This is a genomic window from Hydrogenophaga sp. GW823-FHT04C09 (assembly GCF_058796355.1).
This window is the reverse complement of sequence record NZ_JBXAIO010000001.1, coordinates 196,069-215,616: the sequence shown is the minus strand read 5'-3', so window position 1 is coordinate 215,616 and position 19,548 is coordinate 196,069. Positions and strand designations below refer to the sequence as shown.

Genomic DNA, 19,548 nt, shown 5'->3' with positions numbered 1-19,548 from the left:
TTTTCAGTGAGGAAGTGATATGCAGTCAGATCGGACCAACCCCCCTGAATCGACGCCCGCCCAGCCGGCGCCCGCCGCCGATCGGCGCAACATGCTGCAGAACGCGCTCGGCGCCATCGAGCGCCTGCAGTCCCGCTTGGACGCGGTCGAGAACGCCAAGCACGAGCCGATCGCCATCGTGGGCATGGCCTGCCGCGTGCCCGGTGGCGCGGAAGACGCCGACAGCTTCTGGAACCTGCTGACCGAGGGCAAGGACGTGGTGGGCGAGGTGCCCGCCGACCGCTGGGAGGTGGACGCGTACTACGACCCGGACCCGAGCAAGCAGGGCAAGGCGCGCACCAAGGCCGGCGGCTTCCTGAAAGACATCGACCAGTTCGAACCCAGCTTCTTCGGCATGTCGCCGCGCGAGGCCGCGGGCGTGGACCCGCAGCAGCGGCTGCTGCTGGAGGTGGCCTGGGAGGCGATGGAGCACGCCGCGATCCCGACCGACCAGCTCGACGGCAGTCTGACCGGCGTGTTCGTCGGCATCACGTCGATGGACTACTCCAACCGCATCGACGTGGCCGACCCGGCCCGCAGCGACATCTACCTGGCCACCGGCACCGCGCTCAACGCGGCGGCGGGCCGCGTGTCCTTCACCTTCGGCTTCCGTGGCCCCTGCATGGCGATCGACACCGCCTGCTCGTCCTCGCTGGTGGCCATCCACACCGCCTGCCAGAGCCTGCGCAACGGCGAGAGCAACCTGGTGCTGGCCGGCGGCGTCAACGCCATCCTCTCGCCCGACCCCTTCGTGCTGATCTCCAAGTGGGGCATGTTGTCGCCCGACGGCCGCTGCAAGACCTTCGACGCCTCGGCCAACGGCTTCGTGCGCGGCGAAGGCTGCGGCCTGATCGTGCTCGAGCGCCTGTCCGACGCCGTGGCCAACGGCCGCCGCATCCTGGGCGTGATCCCGGGCTCGGCGATCAACCAGGACGGCCGCTCCAGCGGCCTGACCGTGCCCAACGGCCTGGCTCAGCAGGAAGTGGTGCGCCAGGCGCTGGCCTCGGCCCGCCTCAAACCCACCGACGTGAGCTACGTCGAGGCCCACGGCACCGGCACCTCGCTGGGTGACCCGATCGAGGTCGAGGCGCTGGCCGCCGTGTACGGCGAAGGCCGCGCCATGCACCAGCCCTTCGAGGTCGGTTCGGTCAAATCCAACATCGGCCACCTCGAAGCCGCCTCCGGCGTGGCCAGCGTGATCAAGCTGGTGATGGCGCTGCGCCACCAGAAGCTGCCCGCCAGCCTGCATGTGAAGCAGCTCACGCCGTCCATCCCCTGGGACACACTGCCGGTGCGCGTGAGCACCGCGCTGCACGACTGGAAGCCGGTGGGCGACGCGCGCCGCATCGCCGGCGCCAGCGCCTTCGGCTTCAGCGGCATGAACGCGCACGTGCTGGTGGCCGAGCCGCCCGCCGCGCCCGCGCTGGCCGCCGCGCCCGCGCGGCCGCTGTACGCCATGCCGCTGTCGGCCAAGAACGACGCGGCGCTGCAGGCGCTGGCGCAGCGCTACGCCGACCACCTGGAACAACGCCCGGCCGATGCCCTGGCCGACGTGTGCGCCACCGCCGCCATCGGCCGTTCACACCACCTGCTGCGCACGGTGCTGGTCGCGGCCGACCGCGCCGGCATGTTGGCCCAGCTGCGCGAACTCGCCAGCACCGGCCAGTCGGCCGTGCAGGGTTCCGTCTCGGCCAGCGGCCGCAACCGCGTGGCCTTCCTCTTCACCGGGCAGGGCGCGCAGTACGTCGGCATGGGCCGCGAGCTCTACGACGCCGAGCCCGTGTTCAAGGCCACGATCGACCGCTGCGCGGCCGTGCTCGACCCCTTGCTGGGCCGGCCGCTGCGCGAGGTGATGTTCGAGGAGACCGGTGGCAGCCTGGACCAGACCGGTTTCACGCAACCCGCGCTGTTCGCCATCGAGGTCGCGCTCGCGGCCACCTGGCGCAGCTGGGGCATCGAGCCCACGGTGGTGATCGGCCACAGCGTGGGCGAGTTCGCCGCCGCCGTGGTCGCGGGCGTGTTCAGCCTGGAAGACGGCGCGCGCCTGATCGCGGCCCGGGGCCGCCTGATGCAGGCGCTGCCGGCCGGTGGCGCCATGGTGGCGGTGCAGGGCGACGCGGCGCTGGTGCAGCGCGAGATCGCGCCGCACGCCCACAAGGTGTCGGTCGCCGCCTTCAACGCGCCGGGCAACCTGGTGATCGCCGGTGCCGGCGCCGAGGTGACGGCCATCGCGGCGCGCCTGGCCGAGCAGGGCGTGCGCACGCAGGCGCTGTCGGTGTCGCACGCCTTCCACTCGCCGCTGATGGACCCCATGGTGGAAGCATTCCGCCAGCTCGCCGCCAGCGTGACCCACTCGGCGCCCACACTCACCTGGATTTCCAACCTCGACGGCGCGCCCATGGACTGGGCGAAATGGGGCTCCCGCATGGCCGACTACTGGGCCAGCCATGTGCGCGCACCGGTGGCCTTCGAGAGCGGCGCGCGCGCGCTGGCCGCCACGCAGTGCGACGTGCACCTCGAAGTCGGGCCCAACCCCACGCTCATCGGCCTGGGCATGCAGTGCGTGCCCGAAGGCACGGCGACCGACTGGCTGCCCTCGCTCAAGCGCAGCAAGGGCGGCTGGGAACAGATGCTCGACAGCGTGGCGCGCCTGTATGTGCGTGGCGCGAAACTGAACTGGACGGCCGTGCAAGGCCCGGGCGTGCGCCACAGCCTGGAGCTGCCGCTGTACCCCTTCCAGCGCCAGGCCTACCTGGTGCCCTTCGCGCCGCGCGCCCGCCGCGTGGCCGGCGACTCGGTGCACGACCTGCTCGGCGAGCGCCTGAACGTGGCCGGCGTGGCCGCGCAGTTCGAACGCACGGTGGACGCCACCAGCCCGGCCTGGGTGGTGGACCACGTGATCGCGTCCGAGGCCGTGATGCCGCTGACCGCCTACCTCGAAGCCGCGCTGGCCGGGGCGCGGCAGGCCGACCCGGCCGTCACCGGGCTCACGGCGGTGGAGATCGGCGAACCCATGCCCCTGCTCGACGGCGAACAGCGGCTCATGCAGGTCTCGGTGGACAAGGCTTTGGGCGGTGCGCCCTCGCGCGTGCGGGTGTTCAGCCGCGACGCGAAGCGGCCCGACGCCGAATGGACCCAGCACGCCAGCGCCGAGCCGCTGCGTGGCCCGGTCGAGGCGGTGCCGGTGTCGCCGGTGGCCGACGCGGCGAAGCGATTGACCAACGAGGTCGAGGTCGCACCGTTCTACGAGAAGGTGCGCAAGCTGGGCGTCGATTTCGGCGCCGGCTTCCGGGGCATGCGCCGCGTCTGGTGCGGCGAGGGCGAGGCCATCGGCGAGATCGTGCTGACCGACGCGGTCCAGGCCGATGCGGGCAAGTACCTGATGCACCCCGCGCTGCTCGACGCCTGCTTCCACACCTCGGCGGTCGCCATGGACACGCTGCCCAGCGCCAACGACGGCCGTTTCTACCTGCCCATCGGTGTGGACCGCTACCTCTGGAACGCCACGCCCACCGCCACGCTGCGCAGCCATGCGCGCGTGCGCCCGGCGCCGCCGCACAGCGACATGCTGGTGCTCGACGTGCACATCGAGACGCCCGACGGCCAGCCCGTGGCCCTGCTCGAAGGCCTGCGCTGCCGCCGCGCCAGCCGCGAGTTGTTCCGCCAGCGCGTGGACGCGCAGGTGGCCGACTGGCTCTACGAACTGCAATGGAAGCCCGAGGCCCTGGTGGCCGAGCCCGCCACCGCCGAAGGCACCTGGCTGGTGTTCGACGAAGGCCAGGGCCGAGGCCAGCGGCTGGCCGACGAGATCGCCCAGCGCGGCGGCCAGGCCCTCCGCGTGCTGCCTTCGGGCAGCGCGGCCGGAGCGGGCGCCACGGTGATCGACGAGACCCAGGCCGGCGAGTACGCCCGCCTGGTGGCCAAGGCCGCCGAGGGTGGCGCGTTGCGTGGCGTGGTGTCGCTGTGGCCGCTGCGCGTGCCGGCGCTGCGCGACGACGACCTGCCCAGCGCGGTGCAGCGCTTCGGCGTGGACGCCGCGCTGCTGACCCTGCAGGCCCTGGCGCAGGCCGGGCTGCCGTCGGCGCCGCGCCTGTGGATCGCCACCGCCGGCAGCCAGTCGGTGGACGGCACCGAGGAACTGCGCATCACGCAGGCCCCGGTGGCCGGCCTGGCGCGGGTGGCCGCGACCGAGCACCCCGAGCTGCGCGTGACCCTGGTGGACCTCGATCCGCAAGCCACGCCCAGCGACGCGCGCCTGCTGCTCGACGAAATGCTGTCCGGCAGCGAAGAGAACCAGGTCGCCTTGCGCAAGGGCGTGCGCTACGCCGCCCGCCTGGCGCGCCAGCCGCGCTCCAACGCGCCGCACATCGACGACGCGCCGATCCGCCTGAACATCACCGAGCGCGGCACGCTCGAAAACCTGACCCTGGGCACGCTGGAGCGCCGCGCACCCGGTAAAGGCGAGGTCGAGATCCGGGTGCGCGCCAGCGGCCTGAACTTCCGCGACGTGCTCAGCGCGCTGGGCATGTACCCCGGCGAGATCCGCCACCTGGGCAGCGACGCCTCGGGTGAGGTCGTGGCCGTGGGCGAGGGCGTGACGCAGTTCAAGGTCGGCGACCGCGTGGTCGCCATGCTCGAAGGCGCCTTCTCCAGCCACGCGATCGCGCGCTGGGAATTCGTCGCACCGCTGCCCGACGGCGTGAGCTTCGAGCAGGGCGCCGCGATCCCCACCGCCTACCTCACCGCCGACATCACACTCAACCTGCTGGGCAAGATGAGCAAGGGCGACCGCGTGCTGATCCACTCGGGCGCGGGCGGCGTGGGCATGGCCGCCATCGCGCTGGCCCGCCGCGCGGGCGCGGAAATCTTCGCCACCGCCGGCAGCCCCGAGAAGCGCGAGGAACTGCGCCGCCTCGGGGTGCACCACCCGCTGGACTCGCGCAGCGACTCGTTCGCCGACGAGATCGCCCGCATCACCGAAGGCAAGGGTGTGCGCCTGGTGCTCAACTCGCTGGCCGGCCAGCTGCTGGATCGCAGCTTCGAATGCCTGTCCGACGGCGGCGTCTTCCTCGAGATCGGCAAGCGCGGCCTGTGGACGCACGAGCGCGTGGCCGAGCTCAACCGGGGCATCGAGTACCACATCGTGGACTGCAACGACAACGCGCGCGACACCCCCGAGATCGTGGGCCAGATCTTCACGCGCGTGCTGCAGGAGATCGAGTCGGGCGTGCTGCCGTGGCTGCCTTGCACCACTTTCCCGTTCGAAAACGCGCCCGACGCCTTCCGCTACATGGCGCAGGCCAAGCACATCGGCCGCGTGGTGTTCCGCCACCGCGTGGACCCGCGCAAGGTCACGCAGGCGGTGCGCGACGACGCCACCTACCTCGTCACCGGCGGCCTCAAGGGCCTGGGCCTGCTGGCAGGCCAATGGCTGGCCGGCGAGGGCGCCCGCCACCTGCTGCTGGCCGGTCGCAGCGAACCCGATGCGACCGCGCGCGACGCCATCGCGGCCATGGAAGCCGAGGGCGTGAGCGTGAAGACTGTCTCGGCCGACGTGGCCACGGCCGACGGCATCGCGCGCCTCATGGCCGCCCTGAAGGACATGCCCGCGCTGGGCGGTGTCATCCACGGCGCGGCGGTGCTCGACGACGGCGTGCTCATCAAGCAGACGCCGGAACGCTTCGCCACCGTGATGGGGCCCAAGGCCGACGGCGCGTGGCGCCTGAGCGTGGCCCTGGAGCGCGCCGGTCACCGGCCCGACTTCGTGGTCTTCTACTCCTCGCTGTCGGCCGTGTTCGGCTCGGCGGGGCAGGGCAACTACGTGGCGGCCAACGCTTTTCTCGATGCGCTGGCGCGCCAGCGCCGTGACGCGGACCGCTCCGCCCTCAGCGTCAACTGGGGCGCGTGGAGCGAGGTGGGCATGGCGGTGCGGGCCGGCACGGTCTCCAAGGCGGGTGCGCAAGGCCTGGCCTCGCTGTCGCCGGCCGAAGGCATGCAGGCGCTGAGCGTGCTGCTGCGCGACAACGCCACCCGCAGCTCGGTCGCGCCGATCGACTGGGCGCTGCTGGGCCAGCAGATGCCGGCCGGGCAGGCGCCCAGGCTCCTGTCGGACCTGCTCGCGGCCGCGCAGAACCGCGGCGGTGGCCAGGCCCAGGGCAGCGCCGCGCGCGTGGACTACGCCAGCCTGCCGGCCAAGGAGCGGCGCGAACAGCTCGTGACGCTGGTGCGCCGCGAGCTGGCCACCGTGCTGGGCCTGGCGGGTTCGCCGCAATCGATCCCGGTGGACCAGACCTTCACCGCGCTGGGCCTGGACTCGCTCACCTCGGTGGAACTGCGCAACCGCCTGCAACAGGCGCTGGGCCGCAGCGTGGCCGCCACGGCCGCCTTCGAATGGCCTTCGGTGGGCGAGATGGCGACCCACCTGAACAGCCTCTATGGCGATGACGACACCTCGGATGCCTCCGACGCCGACAGCCGGGAGGAACTCACGTTGTGAGCGATACCGTTGAGTTGATCAAGCGGCTTCAAGGGCTGGACATCCATCTGAAACTCGACGGAGACCGGCTCAGCGTCAACGCGCCCAAAGGCGCGGTGACGGCCGAACTCCGCGAGGAACTCGGGCGGCGCAAGGACGAGGTCAAGGCCTACCTGGCGGCGCACGGCACCGCGCCCGCCCGCTCGGTGCTGCCGGCGCTGGAGCGCGTGCCGCGCCAGGCCGACATGCCGATCTCGCACACCCAGCAGCGGCTGTGGTTCCTGCGCCAGATGGACCCCACCAGCCACGCCTACAACATCGCGGCGTCCCTGCGCATCACCGGGCCGCTGGACGAGGCCGTGCTCGAGCGCGTGCTGGCGGTGCTGGTGGCGCGGCACGAAAGCCTGCGCACGCGCTTCATCTCGGTGCAGGGCGAGCCGCGTTTCGTGATCGACCCGAACGCCCGCGTGCACCTGGACCGCATCGACATCTCGCACCTGCAGGGCGCCGCGCGCGACGCGGCGTGCAAGCAGGCCATCGAAAGCATCGCGCGCCGCCCGTTCGACCTGTCGCAGGCGCCCTTGATTCATGCCGGCCTGATCCGCGAGAGCGGGCAGCAGCAGGTGTTCGCCTTCGCGCTGGACCACATCGTGTCCGACGGCCTGTCGCTCGGCATCTTCATGCTGGAGTTCCGCGACCTGTATTCGCGCCTGGCGACCGGCCACGAAGTGACGGTGGTCGAGCCGCCCATCCAGTACTACGACTACGCCGAATGGGAGCGCCGCGCCTTCGCGCAGGGCGCGATCGACGAGCACCTGGCGTTCTGGAAGCGCGAACTCGCCGGCCTGCCGTCGATGCTGCAGCTGCCCACCGACCGGCCCCGCCCGCCGGTGCAGACCACCCACGGCTCGCGCTGCGCGCTGCAGCTCACGCCCGCCTTCTCCGACCGCCTCAAGGCCTTCGGCCGCGCCGAGGGCACGACGCTGTTCATGGTGATGCTCTCGGCCTTCCAGGTGCTCATGCACCGCTACAGCGGCGAGACCGACATCGCCATCGGCTCGGCCATCGCCAACCGCAACCGCTCCGAGGTCGAGCACACCATCGGCTTCTTCGCCAACAACCTGGTGCTGCGCGCCGACCTGAACGGCGACCCGACGGTGCGCGAACTCATGGTCCGCGTGCGCGAGCGCGCGCTGCGGGCCTACGCGCACCAGGAGATGCCGTTCGACATGCTGGTCGACGAGCTGGGCACGCGCCGCGAGCTGGACCACTCGCCGCTGTTCCAGGTGCTGTTCGTGCTGCAGAACCTGTCCATGACCAGCCTGGAGCTGCCCGGCTTGCGCTGCGACAGCGTGGACCTGGACGTGACCGCCTCGCGCTTCGACCTGTCCGTCGACGTGTTCGACATCGTGCACGGCCTGCGCTGCTACTTCGAATACAACACCGACCTGTTCGACGTCTCGACCATCGAGCGCATGCTCAACCACTACCGCAAGCTGCTCGAAGGCTTCGTGGAGCGGCCGGACGCGCGCGTGAGCGAACTCGCCCTGCTGACGGACGGCGAACAGCGCCAGCTGCTGCTGGACTGGAACGCCACCACCATGCCGTACCCGACCGAGCAGACCGTGCACGGCCTGTTCGAGGCGCAGGCCCGGCGCACGCCCGACGCGGTGGCGCTGCAGTTCGAGGACGTGGCGCTGAGCTACGCCGAACTCAACGCCCGGGCCAACCAGCTGGCCCACCACCTGCGCGCCCTGGGCGCGGGGCGCGAGTCGCTGGTCGGGGTGTGGATGGAGCGCAGCGAAGACATGGTGGTCGCGGTGCTGGGCGTGCTCAAGGCCGGCGCGGCCTACGTGCCGCTCGACCCGGCGTTCCCCAAGGACCGCATCGACTACATGATGGAAGACGCGGAGCTGTCCATCGTCGTGACCCAGTCGACCCAGGCCGAAGGCCTGCCTACCGGCATCCGAGCGGTCTGCATGGACCGCGATGCCGCCACGCTCGCGGCCCAGCCGGCCGCCGACCCGGCGCCCCTGGCGGCTTGCGGCGACCTGGCCTACGTGATCTACACCTCCGGCTCCACCGGCCGCCCCAAGGGCGTGATGCTGGAGCACCGCGCGGTGGTGAACTTCCTGCTGTCCATGCACCGCGAGCCGGGCATCACCGCGCAGGACCGCTTCGTCTCGGTGACCACACTGTCGTTCGACATCGCGGGCCTGGAAATCCACGGCCCGCTCACGGTCGGTGGCACGGTGGTGCTGGCCTCGCGCGCGACCGCGCTCGACGGCGTGCGCCTGGCGGCGCTGCTCGACCGGTCCGAGGCCACGCTGCTGCAGGCCACGCCGGCCACCTGGCGCCTGCTGCTGGAAAGCGGCTGGCAAGGCCGGCCCGGTCTGAAGATGCTGTGCGGCGGCGAAGGCCTGCCGCGTGACCTGGCCGACAAGCTGCTGGCCACCGGCGGCGAGCTGTGGAACATGTACGGCCCGACCGAGACCACCATCTGGTCCACGGTCTGGCGCGTCACCGACACGCAGCGCGCGATCTCCATCGGGCGCCCGATCGCCAACACCCAGGTCTATGTGCTGGAGCCTTCGGGCCTGCCGGCGCCGGTGGGCGTGGGCGGCGAGCTGTGCATCGGTGGCGACGGCCTGGCGCGCGGCTACCGCAACCGCGACGACCTGACGGCCGAGAAGTTCGTGACACTGGACCTGCCCGGCGTGGGACCGACGCGGGTCTACCGCACCGGCGACGTGGTGCGCTTCCTGGCCGACGGCCGCATGGAGTTCGTCGGCCGGCGCGACCACCAGGTCAAGGTGCGCGGCTTTCGCATCGAGCTGGGCGAGATCGAAACCGTGCTCGCGAAACACGAGGGCATCAAGGACTGCGTGGTGCACGTGCGCGAGGACACGCCCGGCGATCAGCGCCTGGTGGCCTATGTCGTGAGCCAGCCCGGCGCCACTTTCGAGACCGAGGCCGCGCGCGCCACGTTGCGCGTGCAGCTGCCCGAGTACATGGTGCCCAACCTCTTCATGGTGCTGGAGGCGCTGCCGCTCACGCCCAACGGCAAGGTGGACCGCAAGGCCCTGCCGGCGCCGGCGCTGGTGATGGACGAGGCGGCCGACGTCGCCGACGAGGCCCTCATGACGCCGGTGCAGCGCCAGGTCGCCGCGCTCTGGCGCGAGGTGCTGAACACCCAGCGCGTGGGCCTGCACGCCAACTTCTTCGACCTCGGCGGCCACTCGCTGCTGCTGGTCCGGCTGCAGTCGGCGATGCAGCGCGAGTTCGGGAAAGAGTTCCCGCTGGTGGAGCTGTTCCAGCGCACCACCGTGGCCGCCCAGGCCGAACGCATGTCAACACCGGTGGGCGCCAGTGGGGCGCTGGAGCGCGCCCGCGCGCGCGCCGCCAAACAGATTCAGGGGTAAGGGGATGGGTCCCAGCGAGAAATTTCCCGAGCACGCCATGGCCATCGTCGGCATGGCGGGGCGCTTCCCGGGCGCGCGCGATCTGGACGCGTTCTGGCGGAACATCCGCGAGGGCGTCGAGTCGCTCGAACCGTTCAGCGACGCCGACCTGCACGGCGCCGGCGTGGACCCGGCCCTGAGCGCGCAGCCTCAGTACGTGCGCAAGGGCACGGTGCTGGAGAACGCCGACCACTTCGATGCCGGCTTCTTCGGCATGTCGCCGCGCGAGGCGCAGGTGATCGACCCGCAGCAGCGCATCTTCCTGGAGTGCGCCTGGGAGGCGCTGGAGCACGCGGGTTACGCGCCCGGCGCGATCGCGCAGGCCGTCGGCGTCTACGCCGGCGCCAGCATGAACACCTACCTGCTGTCGCAGATCCTGCGCGACCCGGCGCTGGCCGCCTCGGTCGGCGGTTACCAGCTCATGCTGGGCAACGACAAGGACTTTCTCTGCACGCGCGTGTCCTACAAGCTGGATCTGCACGGACCCAGCATGACGCTGCAGACCGCCTGCTCGACCTCGCTGGTGGCGGTGCAGGTGGCCTGCCGCGCGCTGGAGCGGCACGAGTGCGACATCGCGCTGGCCGGTGGCGTGTCGGTGAACTTCCCGCAGCGCGGGGGCTACCTGTTCCAGGAGGGCATGATCCTCTCGCCCGACGGCCACTGCCGGCCGTTCGACGTGGACGCCAAGGGCACGCGGCCCGGCGCCGGTGCCGGCATCGTGGTGCTCAAGCGCCTGGCCGATGCGCTGGCCGATGGCGACACCATCCATGCCGTGATCCGCGGCGCGGCCATCAACAACGACGGCGCCGGCAAGGCCGGCTACACCGCGCCCAGCGTGGACGGCCAGGTGGAGGCCATCGCCACGGCGCAGATGCTGGCCGGCGTGGAGCCGCGCAGCATCGGCTACCTGGAGGCGCACGGCACCGCCACGCCGCTGGGCGACCCGATCGAGATCGCGGCGCTGCGCCAGGTGTTCGAGGCCGGAACCGCCGACCAGGGCTTCTGCCGCCTGGGCTCGCTCAAGGCCAACCTGGGCCACCTCGACGCCGCCGCCGGCGTGGCCGGCCTCATCAAGACCGTGCTGGCGTTGCAGCACCGCGAGCTGCCGCCGCTGGTGAACTTCCGCCAGGCCAACCCGCAGCTCGGCCTGGACCGCTCGCCGTTCACCGCCAGCGCCCAGGCCGCGCCCTGGCCAGCGGGGGATGCGCCGCGCCGCGCGGGCGTGAGTTCCTTCGGCATCGGTGGCACCAACGCCCACGTGGTGCTGGAGGAAGCGCCCGAGCTGGAGCGCGCAGAAACCAAAGGCCAACCGCAATTGCTGGTGCTGTCCGCGCGCAGCGAGGCCGCGCTCGAAGCCGCCACGCAGCGCCTGCGCGAGCACCTCGCCGGGCCCGGCGCGGCGCAGGACCTGCGCGACGTGGCCTGGACGCTGCAGGAAGGCCGGCGTGCCTTCCCGCACCGCCGCACCCTGGTGGCCGCGACCGCCGCCGACGCGGTGGCCGCGCTCGGTGCGCCCAAGCGCGCCCCGGTGCACACGGCCCGCCACGAAGGCGGCGAGCGCCCGGTGGCCTTCCTGTTCAGCGGGCAGGGCAGCCAGTTCGCCGGCATGGGCGCCGACCTGTACGCGCAACACGCCGTGTACCGCGATGCGATCGACCGCTGCGCCGAGCTGCTGCGCGAGCCCCTGGGCCGCGACCTGCGCGAAGTGCTGTTCGCCCCCGCGGGCGACCTCACCATCAACGAAACCCGCTACGCCCAGCCGGCGCTGTTCGTCACCGAGTACGCGCTGGCGACGTTGTGGCAGTCGTGGGGCGTGCGCCCGGCCGCGATGCTGGGCCACAGCATCGGCGAGTACGTGGCGGCCCACCTGGCCGGCGTGATGTCGCTGGCCGATGCGCTCACCCTGGTGGCCGCGCGCGGCCAGCTGATGCAGGGCATGGCGCCCGGCGGCATGGCGGCGGTGCAGCTCAGCGCTTCCGAGCTGCAGAAGTGGCTGGCCACGCCGGCCGGCACGCTGGAGATCGCGGCGGTGAACGCGCCTGGCCTGTGCGCCATCTCCGGCCCGCACGAAGTGCTCGACGCCTGCCTCAAACAACTGAAGGAGCAGGGCATCGACGCCCAGCCGCTGCACACCTCGCACGCGTTCCATTCCTCGATGATGGAAGGCGTGCTCGCGCCGTTCACCGCGCTGGTCGAGAAGATGGCCCTGGCCGCGCCCGGCGTGCCCTACGTGTCCAACGTCACCGGCCTGTGGATCACACCGGCCCAGGCCACCTCGCCCGCGTACTACGCCGAGCACCTGCGCCGCGCCGTGCTGTTCGAGGCCGGCGTGCGCACGCTGGCGGCCGATGCCTCGCTGCACCTGCTCGAGGTCGGCCCCGGCCGCTCGCTGGCCACCTTGGCGGGCATGACGCTGGGCGTGGAAGGCGTGCGCCGCACCAGCCTGTCCATGGGCAATGCACGCGACGCCCGCCAGGGCTCGCAGGCGGTGCTCGACGCCGCCGGCCGCCTCTGGCTCGCGGGCGTGTCGCTCGACTGGGCCGGCCTGCACGGCCCGGTGCGGCCGCACCGCGTGCCGCTGCCCACCTACCCGTTCGAACGCAAGCGCCACGCGGTGGACCCGGCGGCGCCCAAGGCCGCGCCCCCCAAGGCGGCGGCCCCGGTGGCGGAGGCCGCCGTGCAGCGGCCCGTCGACGACTGGTTCTGGGAACCTTCCTGGCAACGCGCGGGCGCCTTGCCGACCGCTCTGTCGCCGTCCACCGAGGCCCAGGGCCGCTGGCTGGTGTTCCGGGGCGACGATGCCGCGTCACAGGCCCTGGCGAGCGCGCTGGCCGGGCAGGGCGCCGAGGTGGTCTCGGTGACCACCGGTGACGTGTTCCGGCAGGTCTCCGCCACGCACTACGAGGTGGCGCCCAGTTCTCAGGCCGACCACGATCAACTGTTCGGCGCCCTGGGCGAGGCACCGCTGGCCTGCGTGCTGCACGCCTGGAACGTGGCGCCCGATGCGCCGCTGATGGCCGGCGCCCTGGACGCCGCACTGCCGCAAGGCCGCCGCCAGGCCTTCGACGCGCTGATCTGCCTGGCGCGCGCGCTGGGTGGCGTGAAGCGCGCCCAGCCGCTGCCGGTGCTGGTGCTCAGCAGCGACCGCGAGCCGGTGCTGGGCACCGAGTCCGTTCGGCCCGAGCGCGCGCTGCTGCTCGGCCCGGCCTTGCTCCTGCCGCTGGACGTGCCCGGCGTGCACTGCCGCGCGATCGATCTGGCGGGCAGCGAATGGACGCCTGAGGCCGCGCCCCGGCTGGCCGCCTCGCTGCGCGCCGAAGCGGCCCGGCCCGATCCGGACGGCGTGGTGGCCTACCGTGGGCGCCACCGCTGGACGCCCACGCTCACGCCGCAGCGCCTGGGCGCCGACGCGGGCGCGGGCGCGCTGCCGCTGCGTGAGGGTGGCACCTACCTCGTTACCGGCGGTGCCGGTGGCATCGGCCTCACGCTGGGCCAATGGCTGGCCCGCACCGCCCGCGCGGCCCGGCTGGTGCTGGTGTCGCGCTCGGCCTGGCCCGACCGCGCGCAGTGGGACACGCTGCTGGCGGCGAAAGACACGCCCGCGCCGCAGAAGGAGCGCATCGCCGGCATCCGCGCGATGGAAGCCGCGGGCGCCGAGGTGCTGCTGTGCTCGGCCGACGTGGCCGACGAAGCGCAGATGCAGGCCGTGGTCGCCATGGCGCGCGCGCGTTTCGGCGCGGTGCACGGCGTGGTGCATGCCGCGGGCGCGCTGGGCACCGGCACGGTGTTCGAGAAAACGGCGCAAAGCATCGAGGCCGTGCTGCGGCCCAAGCTCGAAGGCACGCTGGTGCTGGACCGCGTGCTCGCTGGCGCCGGGCTCGATTTCTTCATGATGTGCTCGTCCATCAGCACCTCCTTCGGCTCGGCCGGCATGGCCGACTACTCGGCCGCCAACGCCTTCCAGGACGCGTTCGCCAAGTCCGGCCTCGCGCGCTCGAGCGGGCGTGTGCTCGCGGTGGGCTGGGATTCTTGGCGCGACGTCGGCTTCTCGGCCGCGCAGGGGGGCGACAGCTCGCACGCCGCGCTGCGCTATGCCATCCGCCCCCAGGAGGGCGCTGAAGCTTTCGGGCGCGTGCTCGCCAGCGGCCTGCCGCATGTGTACGTGACGCGCCAGGTCATGCCCGACATGCTGCGCGACGTGGAGGCCTTGAAGGCCTGGTTGCGCACCTCGGGCGAGGCCACGCAGAGCCCGCCCGCCTCGGCCGAGCCGGGCGCCGCCGCGCCGGTGGACCTGCAGGCGCTGGCCCCGAGCGAGATCGAGGCGCGCATCGGCGCCATCTGGGCCGACCTGCTGGGTGTGGACGACATCGGGCTCGACGACGACTTCTTCGCGCTGGGCGGGCATTCGCTGATGGCCACCCGCATCATCGCGCGCATCGAAGAGCAGTTCGGCGCGCGCCTGTCGCTGCGCGACCTGTTCGAAGGCCCCAGCATCCGCCAACTGGCGGCGAAAGTGGTGGCGCAGGGCGCATCGGGCGCCAGGAGCACAGGCCAGCCCGAGAGCGGCGCTGGGGATGAGGACCGGGAGGAGATCGAGTTTTGAACGCGCACGAGTTGCTGGCACAGCTGCAAGGCCTGGGCGTCGAATTGACGGCGGACGAAGGCCGCCTGCGCGTGAGCGCGGCCCGAGGCCGCCTGGACGAGGACCTCAAACACGCCATCGGTGAACACAAGACCGAGTTGCTCGCGCTGCTGGCGCAGCGCCGCGCCCCCGGCGCCGGGCCGGTGGCCGGCGTGGCGCACGACGGGCCGTTGCCCCTGTCGCCGTTCCAGGAGCGGCTGTGGATCCTGCAGCAGCTCGAACCCGACAGCACCACCTACCTGATGGCCACCACCTGGCTCGCGCCCCTGGGCGTGAGCGGTGAGGCCCTGGTGGCCGCGATCGAGCGCGTGCACGCGCGCCAGCTCGGCCTGCGCATGGTGTTCGTCGAGGAACAGGGCAAGCCCACGGGCCGCCGCGTGCAGGTGCCCAAGGTGCGCATGCACGACCTGCGGCACCTGACCCCGACCGAACAGAAATGGCAGGTGGACGCCGATGTCGAGCGCGTGGTGCACACGCCGATCGACCTGGCGCACGAGACGCCTGCGCGTTTCGAGGTCTACGCCACCGCCGGCGACAGCTGGGTGGTGATGGTCGCGGCGCACCACATCGCGGTCGATGCCTGGTCGCTGCACGTGCTGCGCCGCGAGATCGCGGCCGAGCTGGCGGCGCCGCGTGGCGACGAAGCCGCCGCGCCCGCGCTGCAGTACGCCGACTACGCCGCCTGGCAGCGCCACGCGGTCGACACCTCCGCCGGGCTGGACTGGTGGGAACGCACGCTGCAAGGCGCGCCCCAGCTCTCGGCCTTTCCCGCCGACCTGCCGCTGTCCGACGCGCCGCCCAAGGGCGCCTCGGTGGACTTCGAGCTGGACGCGGAGCTGCTCTCGGGCCTGCGCCAGCTGGTGCGGCGCGAGAACGCCACGGTCTACATGGCGCTGCTGGCGGCCACCGCCGCGCTGCTGCGCGCGCACACGGCGCAGGGCGACCTGCTGCTGGGCAGCCCCATGGGCGTGCGCGAGCGCGCCGAGTTCGAAAACCTGATCGGCCCCTTCGTGAACCTGCAGGTGGTGCGCCTGCAGGCCGGCGACGACCCGGCTTTCAGCGAACTGCTGCGCCGCGCGCGCAGCGCCTTGCTGGACGCGCACGAGCACCGCGAGGTGTCTTTCGAAAGCGTGCTGGAGCGGCTGCGCCCGGTGCGCTCGTTCCAGCACTCGCCGCTGTTCCAGGTGGCGGTGGTGCAGCACAACGTCAACGCCCAGAGCCAGGGCTCGACCAGCGAGAGCGGCCTGGCCATCACCGGCGGTGGTGCGCTGCACGAGCTGACCTGGTTCGCGCGCGAGGAGGGCGGCCGGCTGGTCTGCAGCCTGGAGTACCGCAGCGACCTTTACTCGAGCGGCATGATGGAGCGCCTCGCTTCGCAGCTGCAGGCCCTGCTGCGCGGCGCGGTGGCGAACCACGAGGCACCGATCAGCCAGTTGCCCCTGCTCACGCCGGCCGCGCGCGAACAGCTCGTGCACGGCTTCAACGAGACCACGCAGGCGCTGGACACCACGCTCTTCGCCCAGCGCCTGGAGCGGCAGGCCGCCGAATTGCCCACGCGCACCGCGGCGGGCTTCGAGGGCCAGACCCTGGACTACGCCACGCTGAACCGCCGCGCCAACCAGCTCGCGCACCACCTGCAGGGCCTGGGCGTGCGGCCCGGCGTGCGCGTGGGCATCTGCATGGACCGCTCGCTGGACCTGCTGATCGCGCTGCTGGCGGTGCACAAGTCCGGTGGGGCCTATGTGCCGCTGGACCCCGACTTTCCCGCCGAGCGCCTGGCCTACATGCTGGAAGACAGCGGCGCGCAGGTGCTGGTCACGGCGGGCGAGGCGGCCGACGCCGTGAGCGCACCCGAAGGCGTGCGCTGCGTGGACCCGCTGGCCGACGCGGCCGCGATCGCCGCGCACAGTGGCGAGAACCCGGCGCCCTCGGCCGGCGCCGGCGACGCGGCCTATGTGATCTACACCTCCGGCTCCACCGGCCGCCCCAAGGGCGTGGTGGTGCCGCAGGGCGCGCTGGCCAACTTCCTGGCGTCGATGGCGCTGCAGCCCGGCCTGGGCGCCGACGACGTGCTCGCGGCCGTGACCACGGTGTCGTTCGACATCGCCGGTCTGGAGCTGTACCTGCCCCTGACCGTGGGCGCGCGGGTCGAGCTCGCCTCGCGCGACACCGTCACCGACGGCGCGGCGCTGGCCGACTGGCTCGCCGCGTGCGGGGCCACGGTGCTGCAGGCCACGCCGGCCACCTGGCGCCTGCTGCTCGAAACCGACTGGACCCCGGCGCGCCCCTTGCGCGCCTTCTGCGGCGGTGAACCGCTGCCGCGCGACCTGGCCGACCGCCTGCTGGAGCGCGTGGCCCAGCTGTGGAACCTCTACGGCCCGACCGAGACCACCATCTGGTCCACCGTGCAGCGCGTGGAGCCTTCGCCGGCGCCCATCCGCATCGGCCGGCCCATTGCGAACACGCAGGTCTACGTGGTCGATGCGCGCGGCGAGCCCGTGCCGATCGGCGTGCCCGGTGAGCTGTGCATCGGCGGTGCCGGCGTGGCCACGGGTTACCACGAGCGCGCGGAGCTCACGGCCGAGCGCTTCGTGGCCGACCGCTTCGCCCGCGAGCCGGGTGCGCGCCTGTACCGCACCGGCGACCTCGCGCGCTGGGACGCGCAAGGCCATCTGCACCACCTGGGCCGGCTCGACCACCAGGTGAAGGTGCGTGGCTACCGCATCGAACTGGGCGAGATCGAGACCGCGCTGTCCGCCCACCCGGCCGTGCGCCAGGCGGTGGTGATGGGCCGCGAGGCCGGCCCGGCCGATGTGAGGCTGGTGGCCTACCTGGCGTTCCAGCCGGGCGAAGACCTGACCGCCAGCGATGTGCGCCGCTTCCTGCGCAAGCAGCTGCCGGATTACATGATCCCGTCGGTGGTGGCGGCGGTGGACGCGATCCCGCTCACGCCCAACGGCAAGGTCGACCGCGCCGCGCTGCCCGACCCGTTCCGCCACGCGGTGCAGGCCGCGCGCGATTTCGTCGCACCCGAGCCGGGCCACGAGCAGGCCATGGCCGAGATCTGGCGCGCCATCCTGCACGTCGATCGCGTGGGCGCCGAGGACAACTTCTTCGAACTCGGCGGCCATTCCCTGCTGTCGCTGCGCGTGGCGCAGGCGGTGGAAAAGCGGTTGGGGTGGCGCATGGATGCGCGTACATTGTTCTTCCAGAACCTGCGTCAGGTGGTGGCCACCGCGGCCGCCGAAAAGGGAAGCCTCCAGGAATGACGCCACTGTTTTTTGGTGAGAGCTCGCGCCGCCTGTTCGGCGTCTACACGCCGGCGCACGCGCGCGGCGGGAAGGCGCGCGGGGTCGTGATCTGCCCGCCCTGGGGCACGGAGTACCTGCGCGCGCACCGCAGCGTCTGCCAGCTCGGCCGGCTGCTGGCCGAGTCCGGCGTGCACGTGCTGCGTTTCGACTATTACGGCACCGGCGATTCCGCCGGGGACACGAACGAGGGCGACCTGAAAGGCTGGCAGGCCGACGTGGAAACCGCCATCGACGAACTCAAGGACACCGCCGGCCTGCAGCGCGTGGGCCTGGTGGGCCTGCGCCTGGGTGGCCTGCTCGCGGCCCGCGTGGCGCCGGTGCGGCGCAAGGACGTGGATGCCGTGGTGCTGTGGGATCCGGTGGTGCAGGGGGCCGATCACCTGGCCGGCCTGCAGCGCCTGGACGCGGCCGTGGCCCGCGAGCGCGCCTTGAAGGTGAACGCCGGGGAGCTGCTGGGCTTTCCCATGTCCGTGGCCCTGGCCACCGAGCTGCAGGCCATCGACCTGCTGCAGCACGCGCCCGGCCTGCCGGCGCGCACGCTCATGGTGGTGTCGGAAAACGTGCTCGGGCAGGACGCCGTGCGCACCGCGCTCGAAACGGCGCGGCCCGGCGCGCAGCCCTTCGAGCACATCCAGAGCCAGCCCGCCTGGCTGGAGGACCAGCATTCCGGCGCGGGCGCCGTGCCCGTCAAGCTGCTGCAGCGTGTCGTGGAGTGGCTGGCCTGATGGAACGCGTCGTCGAACAGGCCTTGCTGCTGGGCCCCCGCAAATCCATGGTCGGGGTGATCACGCCCGCGTCCACGCGCTCGGCCGTGCCCGACGCGCCTTTTGTCGTTATCCTCAACGCCGGCATCATCCACCGCGTCGGCCCCAACCGCATGCACGTGCTGCTGGCCCGCGCGCTGGCGGCCGCGGGTTTCGGTGTGCTGCGGGTCGACCTCTCCGGCCTGGGCGACAGCGAGGCGCGCAGCGATGCGCTGCCGCCGCTGGACGCCACCATGGCCGATATCCGCGAGATCCTGGACATGCTGCAGGCCACGCGCCAGGTGCAGCGCGTGGTGCTGGTGGGCCTGTGCTCGGGCGCCGACCATTCCATCATCTACGCCGGCACCGACGAGCGCGTGGTGGGTGTGGCGCTGATGGACCCGTCCATTCCGCGCACCCTGGGCTACTACGTGCACCACTACGGCCACCGCATCCTGGGCCTGCGCGCCTGGCTGAACCTGATGCTGGGCCGCCACCCGATCTGGCGCGCGCTGCGGCGCCGCCTGAGCCGCAAGGCGCCCGGCGGGTCGCCGGCCGAAGAGGTGGAGGCCCGGGGGCCGTCGCTGGAAGATCCGAAGGTCAAGGCCTTCCTGCAGAATGCCTACGGCCGCGCGCTCGGCAGCGGTGTGCAGATGCTGGCCGTGCTCACCTCGGACCGGCAGCGCCAGCACAACTACCGCCGCCAGTTGCTGGACGCCTTCCCCCTGTTGACCTTCGGCGACCAGCTGTGGCTGGAGTACTTCAAGGAATGCGACCACACCTTCGCGTCGTCGGCCAACCGCGCCCGCCTGATCGGCCTGGTGGAGACGTGGATGAAGGCGACCAACTTCCGCTCGCCGCCCAAGGGCTGAGCGAA

Annotated in this window: 6 protein-coding genes; all 6 read left to right on the top strand. The window is 72.3% G+C overall.

The window, feature by feature from the left end; translation table 11 throughout:
* The first annotated feature begins 19 nt into the window (after window positions 1-19).
* From AC1Q9M_RS00950 to AC1Q9M_RS00925, 6 genes are read left to right on the top strand one after another with little or no spacing between them, the layout of a single operon-like run.
* Window positions 20-6,535, top strand: a complete 6,516-nt coding sequence (locus AC1Q9M_RS00950; RefSeq protein ID WP_492431980.1) for a type I polyketide synthase — start codon at window positions 20-22, stop codon at window positions 6,533-6,535.
* Window positions 6,532-9,936, top strand: a complete 3,405-nt coding sequence (locus tag AC1Q9M_RS00945; RefSeq protein WP_382324609.1) for a non-ribosomal peptide synthetase — start codon at window positions 6,532-6,534, stop codon at window positions 9,934-9,936. The genes AC1Q9M_RS00950 and AC1Q9M_RS00945 overlap by 4 nt, the downstream gene beginning before the upstream one ends.
* A 37-nt stretch (window positions 9,937-9,973) precedes the next feature.
* On the top strand, window positions 9,974-14,578 hold the full coding sequence (locus tag AC1Q9M_RS00940) for a type I polyketide synthase (protein WP_492431977.1): 4,605 nt from the start codon (window positions 9,974-9,976) through the stop codon (window positions 14,576-14,578).
* Window positions 14,575-17,886, top strand: a complete 3,312-nt coding sequence (locus AC1Q9M_RS00935) for a non-ribosomal peptide synthetase (protein ID WP_492431975.1) — start codon at window positions 14,575-14,577, stop codon at window positions 17,884-17,886. The genes AC1Q9M_RS00940 and AC1Q9M_RS00935 overlap by 4 nt, the downstream gene beginning before the upstream one ends.
* Window positions 17,883-18,653 (top strand): alpha/beta fold hydrolase, encoded by a 771-nt coding sequence (locus tag AC1Q9M_RS00930; RefSeq protein WP_382158208.1) that lies wholly within the window; start codon window positions 17,883-17,885, stop codon window positions 18,651-18,653. The genes AC1Q9M_RS00935 and AC1Q9M_RS00930 overlap by 4 nt, the downstream gene beginning before the upstream one ends.
* Window positions 18,653-19,543, top strand: coding sequence for an alpha/beta fold hydrolase (locus AC1Q9M_RS00925; RefSeq protein ID WP_382324613.1), 891 nt, complete (start codon window positions 18,653-18,655; stop codon window positions 19,541-19,543). The genes AC1Q9M_RS00930 and AC1Q9M_RS00925 overlap by 1 nt, the downstream gene beginning before the upstream one ends.
* The last annotated feature ends 5 nt before the right edge of the window (window positions 19,544-19,548 follow it).

Coding starts and splice junctions, on each gene's coding strand:
- AC1Q9M_RS00950 (WP_492431980.1), top strand. CDS start 20: ATGCAGTCAGATCGGACCAACCCCCCTGAATCGACGCCCGCCCAGCCG.
- AC1Q9M_RS00940 (WP_492431977.1), top strand. CDS start 9,974: ATGGCCATCGTCGGCATGGCGGGGCGCTTCCCGGGCGCGCGCGATCTG.
- AC1Q9M_RS00930 (WP_382158208.1), top strand. CDS start 17,883: ATGACGCCACTGTTTTTTGGTGAGAGCTCGCGCCGCCTGTTCGGCGTC.
- AC1Q9M_RS00925 (WP_382324613.1), top strand. CDS start 18,653: ATGGAACGCGTCGTCGAACAGGCCTTGCTGCTGGGCCCCCGCAAATCC.